The sequence below is a fragment of the Streptacidiphilus neutrinimicus genome, assembly GCF_000787815.1.
Classification (GTDB): domain Bacteria; phylum Actinomycetota; class Actinomycetes; order Streptomycetales; family Streptomycetaceae; genus Streptacidiphilus; species Streptacidiphilus neutrinimicus.
Map to the genome: position 1 here is coordinate 1 of NZ_BBPO01000022.1, position 3,713 is coordinate 3,713.

Consider the following 3,713-nt stretch of genomic DNA (forward strand, 5'->3'; position numbering starts at 1 on the left):
CCCTCGCCCGGACACCGGAGCCTGCCGCGCCGAGGCCGGGTCGCCGCCCGGCTCGACCGTCGCGAGCGGGGTGTGCCGGGCGCTCGCCTCGCGCACCGCCTGTTCCGCCCTCCCGGCGGCATCCGCCGCCTCCGCTGCCTCGGCCGCCGCCGTTCGCGCCGAAACCTCGCGGGCGACGGCTGCCTCCGTGCCGGCCCAACCGGTGCCGTCGAGTTCGGCGTAGAGGTCGGTGCCGTCCGGAGCCTGGATGTGGAGCGGGGTGCCGCGCAGCGAGCCGAATGCGGCGGCGGCGTCGAGTTCGGCCTCGGCGCGGCGGCGCATCTCACGGCCGACGGAGAGGCGCTCGATGGCGACACCGGCCGCCGCGCCCGCCGCGACGACGCCGAGGGAGACGCCGACGATGCCCGCGCGGCTCCAGCGCCCCGCGGCCACGTCGCCGACGACGGAGCCGGCCGCTTCGCGGACCTGGCGGACCACGTCGCCCGCGCCCGAGGTCAGCCCGGATCCCGGGCCGGGGGAGCCGCCCCCGTCGGCGGCCATCAGCCGTGACCGCCCAGGCTGTCCGGGCCGCCCGGCTCGCCGAGGTAGCGGCGGGGCACCCGCGCGCTGATCCGGGTGACGATCTCGTAGGAGATGGTGCCGGCCGCGCGCGCCCAGTCCTCGGCCGTCGGCTCGCCGCGCTCGCCCGCGCCGAACAGCACCGCGACGTCGCCCACCTGGGCCGTGTCGCCGCCGAGGTCGACGACGAACTGGTCCATGGCGACCCGCCCGGCGATGGTGCGCCACTTGTCCGCGAGCAGGACCGGACCGGCCCCGCTGGCGTGCCGCGGGATGCCGTCGGCGTAGCCGACCGGGACCAGGGCGAGCGTGGTCGCGCCGGGGGTCCTGTAGGTGTGACCGTAGGAGACGCCGTGCTCGGCCGGGACGCGCTTGACGTTGGCGATCCGGGCCTGGAGCGTCATCACCGGGCGCAGCCCGAAGTCCGCGGGCGAGCCCACCTCCGGCACCGGGGAGAGCCCGTACTGGGCGAGCCCGACGCGGACCAGGTCGAAGTGCGACTCCGGCAGGGTCAGCGTCGCCGGGGAGTTGGCGATGTGCCGCACCTCCGGTCGCAGTCCGGCGACCTCGGCGACGGCCAGCGCCTCGCGGTAGGCGTCCAGCTGTGCGGCGATGGACGGGTGGCCCGGCTCGTCGGCGCAGGCGAAGTGCGACCAGACGCCGGTGACGGTGATCAGGCCCTCCGTCTCGGCGGCGCGCGCGGCGGCGACCAGCTCGGGCCAGTCCGCGGGCTGCGCGCCGTTGCGGCCGAGGCCGGTGTCGGCCTTCAGCTGCACCCGGGCCGGGCGGCCGGTCGCACGCACGGCGTCGAGCACGTGCGGCAGCGCCCACCCGCCGCTGACGGAGATGTCGAGGTCCTGCGCGACCGCCTCGCGCCACGGGCTGCCGGGCGTCCACAGCCAGCACAGCACGCGGGCCTGGTCGGGCCCGATGCCGCCCGCGCGCAGCGCGAGCGCCTCCTCGGGCGTGGCGGTGCCGAGCCAGCGCACGCCCGCCGCCAGCGCCGTGCGGGCGCACGGCAGCGCGCCGTGGCCGTAGGCGTCCGCCTTGACCACGGACATGATCTCGGCCGACCCCGTGCGCCGGACGCGCTCGCGCAGCGCGGCGAGGTTGCCACGCAGCGCCGCCAGGTCGATCAGGGCTTCGGCTCGCAGTGCAGTGTCCATCGCGTGACAGTCTCCCAGAAGCACGAGGGCGCCCGTCCAAAGGTGACGGGCGCCACACGTGCGCGTCGTGCAGAGGTTCGATGCGGGCCGGTGTCGGCCGCCCGGATCAGGTGCCCGGCTTGCGGCCGAAGACGTCGACCGGGGACCCGAGCCTGAGCAGACCCCACACCTTGGCGGCGTCGTGCATCGTCATGTTGACGCACCCGTGCGAGCCCGGCGGGGTGGACATCGGTATGCCGACGGCGTGGAGCGCCTGTCCGCCGCTGAAGAACTGCGAGTACGGCATGGCCACGTTGTAGAGGCTCGAGACGTGGTGCAGATCGCGCCAGTAGACGTGGAACAGCCCGTCACGGGTGGCGTAGCCGCGCCTGCCGGTGCGCACCTGGACGGGGCCGTAGACGATCCTGCTCCCGTCCTGGATCCACAGCCTCTGGTGGGTCAGATCCACGCAGGCCACGCGCCCCACGTCGGTCAGACAGTGCGTCGGCGACCAGGTGGCCTTCTCCGCCTTGGCCACCTGCGCCTCGGCCGCCTGCGCCCTGGTCACCGCGTCAGCCTGCCCCGCCCCCACGGCGCCCACCGCGCCGAGCAACGCCGCCGTCGCCAACACGACGGCCGTCGCACGCGCCTTCACACGCATCATTCGCCCCTGCCTTCCCCATGGCGGCTTCCCACGAATGGTCCTGTTCGTAGGAAGACCCGCTGAGAGGCTGAATGGTTGCAGCGGGCGGGCGCCGGCGCGGGTCACTCCGCGCTGCGCCGCCAGGCGTCCGGGAGGGCCGCGGTGACCGCGCCGGCCGTGGTCGGCGCGCCGTCGGACGAGAGGCGTCCGGCGAGGCCGTGGAGGTAGGCGGCCACGGACCCGGCGTCGAGGGGGTCCAGACCGGCCGCGAGCAGCGCCCCGGCAAGGCCGGACAGGACGTCACCGCTGCCGGCGGTGGCGAGTTGGGAGGTGCCGGTGGCGTTGACGCGCACGGGGCCCGTGGGTGCGGCGACGACGGTCGTGCTGCCCTTGAGCAGGACCGTGCAGCCGTAGCCGCGGGCCAGTTCGCGCGCGTGGCGCAGGCGCTCGGCCTCGACCTGCTCGCGGGTCGCCGACACACCGAGCCCGGCGAGGAGCGCGACGGCCTCGCCCGCGTGCGGGGTCAGCAGGGCGTTCGCCGGGGCGGCGGCGCGGCGGGCCAGCAGGCGCAGGCCGTCCGCGTCGACGAGGACCGGGACGCCCGCGTCCAGCGCCTCCTCGACGGCGCGTTCCGCCTCCGCGTCCTGGGAGAGGCCGGGACCGACCACCCAGGCCTGGACGCGACCGGCGTCCTTCGGGCCGCCCTCGCCGACCAGGGCCTCGGGGTGGGCCCGCACGACCTCGCGGGCGGCCGCGCCCGCGTAGCGGACCGCGCCGACGCCGCCGTGCAGGGCCGCGCCCACGGCGAGCACGGCGGCGCCGGGATAGCGCGCCGACCCCGCCGCGACGCCGACGACGCCGCGTCGGTACTTGTCGCTCTCGGCGTCCGGCTCCGGCAGCAGCGCCGCGACGTCCTCCTGCTGCAGCGCCTCCAGCACGTGCCCGTCGAGCGGCGCGCCCCGGACTCCGCCCCTGACCTCGCCCAGGCCGATGTCCACCAGCCGCACCACGCCCGCGTACGACGCGCCCGGGTCGACGAGCAGGCCGGGCTTGTAGGTGCCGAAGGTGACCGTCACGTCCGCGCGCACGGCAGCACCGGGAACGGCGCCGGTGTCCGGGTCGACGCCGCTCGGCAGGTCGACGGCGACGACCGTCGCCGCGCCGCGCTCCGCCGCCGCGACCCACGGCAGCGCGGCGTCCCGCAGCGGGCCGCGGCCGCCGATGCCGACGATCCCGTCGAGGACCAGGTCCGAGCCTTCGGCTTCGGCCGGATCGTCCGTCACCCGGCCGCCTGCCGCGAGCAGGGCCGCCAGACCGCCCTGGTGGGCGTGGTCGGGCGCGAGCAGCGCCGCCCGCACCCGCGCGCC

At 76.9% G+C, this 3,713-nt stretch carries 3 protein-coding genes and 1 pseudogene; all 4 read right to left on the reverse strand.

What is annotated here, in order from left to right; translation table 11 throughout:
* Positions 1-540, reverse strand: a pseudogene (locus TR48_RS44710) (hypothetical protein); the annotation flags it as partial.
* Entirely contained in the window at positions 540-1,724 is a 1,185-nt protein-coding gene (gene alr / locus TR48_RS16150; RefSeq protein ID WP_042367600.1) for an alanine racemase, read from the reverse strand. The gene alr and the pseudogene TR48_RS44710, both read right to left, overlap by 1 nt.
* Positions 1,725-1,830: 106 nt before the next feature.
* Positions 1,831-2,490 (reverse strand): L,D-transpeptidase, encoded by a 660-nt coding sequence (locus tag TR48_RS16155; RefSeq protein ID WP_236652177.1) that lies wholly within the window; start codon positions 2,488-2,490, stop codon positions 1,831-1,833.
* On the reverse strand, positions 2,469-3,713 hold a 1,245-nt coding region (locus TR48_RS16160; protein ID WP_042367604.1), incomplete at its 5' end, for an NAD(P)H-hydrate dehydratase. The genes TR48_RS16155 and TR48_RS16160, both read right to left, overlap by 22 nt.

Bases quoted from the DNA above. Each gene is read 5' to 3' on its own strand.
- alr (WP_042367600.1), bottom strand. From the start codon at position 1,724: ATGGACACTGCACTGCGAGCCGAAGCCCTGATCGACCTGGCGGCGCTG.